The organism is Agrococcus sp. HG114, assembly GCF_024723325.1.
Taxonomy (GTDB): domain Bacteria; phylum Actinomycetota; class Actinomycetes; order Actinomycetales; family Microbacteriaceae; genus Agrococcus.
In genome coordinates this window covers 1-1,664 of sequence record NZ_JANQCH010000212.1, presented here as the reverse complement: position 1 = coordinate 1,664, position 1,664 = coordinate 1, and the positions used below count along the sequence as shown (strand labels likewise).

Sequence of the window (1,664 nt, the reverse complement as noted above, 5' to 3'; positions counted from 1 at the left end):
CGGCGAGCGGTCGCCACGCGCGCCGAGCGGGCTCCCGCCGCGGGGTGCGCGGCGAGAGCCCGTCGGTGGTGCTCATGTCAGCCGCGCTCCTCGACGAGTCGCTGCTGCCGCACCGCGATGGTCGCGAGGCCGAGCGCGCCGAGCAGCGCGAGCAGGCCGGCGAGGGGAGCGGGGGAGGCGGCGCCGCCGTTGCCCGAGGGGACGCCGCTCGGGGCGCTGTGCGCCTCGACCGTCTGCACCGCGAGCGCGAGGTTGCCGTCGGCGGCGGAGCCCCAGGCCGTCACGATCGTGTGGACGCCCTCGGCGAGGTCGAGGTCGGCCGGGCCGATCGCGACGTCCGTCGTGCCCGCGAGCACGACATCCGCCGACACCGAGCCCGCCGCGGTGACGAGCGAGGCCTCGTTGGGGTTGGTGAGCCCCGGCGCGACGACCGTCTCGTTCGCACGGATGTCGACGGCGGGCGCCGCGGCGAGGTGCCGCACCGTGAGGCGCGCCTCGCCGGCCGCCACCGGCTCGGTGCTGTTCGGGAACGCCGCGAGCGCGGGCTCGCCGCCCTCGGTGAGGTGCGCGTAGAGGGTCAGGTTCGCGCTCGCGGGCACCTCGAGGCCGGTCGCCTCGATCGCGGGCTCGGCCGTTTCGGGCGTGCCGCCGTCGGCGAAGACCTGGATGTCGTAGCTGCCGGCCGGCAGCATCATCGGGTCGGTCAGCGTGCCGGGGGCGAAGTCGCTGATGGCCTCCTCGCCGTTGATGAAGACGTCGACGGTGAGGCCCGGCACCCCGTGCAGCACCGAGACGGTCGCATCGCCCTCGGCGGCGGATGCGGGAGCGCCCCCGAGGGCGGCGAGAGCGAGAGCGGCACCGGCGCCGATCGCGAGCTTGCGCTTCATGGTCATCTCCTTGGTGTGGTCGGCGCTCGGTGCGCCGTCGTTGCCCCCATATCGGTCAGCGGTGCCGGATCGGTTGCAGCCGGGTCGAGATCGCGCATCCCGGGCGTGTCGCGCACGCGATGCTCGCGCTGCGGGCGGCCGTGCCGCATGCTTGCGCCATGGCACTCCGCAGGCTCATCGGCATGCCCATCGGCGTGCTCGCCGTCGCCTATGCGGCCGCGCTCGCGCTGGCGATCGTCGGCGCGCCGGCGCTGCGCGCCGCTGCCCTCGACGCGGCGGAGGGCGGGGCGCGCTGGGCCGACGCCCTGTCGGACGGGCTCTCGAGCCCCGGCATCGGCATCATGACCGCCCTGTGCTGCGCGATCGCGGTGCTCACCCTCGTGGTGTCGCACCAGCAGCTGCGGCGAGACGCGCTCGAGGACGGCGGCCGCGACATCGCGGCGCTCTGGGGGCCGGTCGAGCGCGTGGGCGCCCTCGCCGCGGTGGGCGTGCTCGGCGACGTCGTCGCCGGCTTCGTGGGCATCGGCATGCAGCCGCTGTGGCTCACGTGGCCGGTGCCGGGGGAGTCGCCGCTCGCGGTCGTGCCCACGGTGCTCGTGCTGCTCACCGGCCCGGTGCTCGCGGTCGTCGCGCTCGTCATGCGCGCCCGGGCGCAGCGGGCGTCGCTCGCTGCGGCCGAGGCCGCCGAGCTCGAGCGACGCAGCCGCCACTCGGTCGTCGGTCGCCGCATCCACGAGCCCGACGCCTGACCGGGCGGCCGCGGGGCCTGTGGAGAGC

2 protein-coding genes are annotated in these 1,664 nt (G+C 76.4%); one reads left to right on the top strand and one right to left on the bottom strand.

The genetic code is table 11. The annotated features are described in order from the left end of the window. Window positions 1–77: 77 nt before the first annotated feature. A complete protein-coding gene (locus NWP09_RS12745) occupies window positions 78–887 on the bottom strand; it encodes a DUF4397 domain-containing protein (protein WP_258275870.1) in 810 nt (269 codons plus the stop codon). A 158-nt stretch (window positions 888–1,045) separates the two neighbouring features. Between NWP09_RS12745 and NWP09_RS12740 the strand changes: the two genes are divergently transcribed. Beyond that, window positions 1,046–1,636, top strand: coding sequence for a hypothetical protein (locus NWP09_RS12740; protein ID WP_258275869.1), 591 nt, complete (start codon window positions 1,046–1,048; stop codon window positions 1,634–1,636). Window positions 1,637–1,664: the final 28 nt, after the last annotated feature.

Coding starts and splice junctions, on each gene's coding strand:
- NWP09_RS12745 (WP_258275870.1), bottom strand. CDS start 887: ATGAAGCGCAAGCTCGCGATCGGCGCCGGTGCCGCTCTCGCTCTCGCC.
- NWP09_RS12740 (WP_258275869.1), top strand. CDS start 1,046: ATGGCACTCCGCAGGCTCATCGGCATGCCCATCGGCGTGCTCGCCGTC.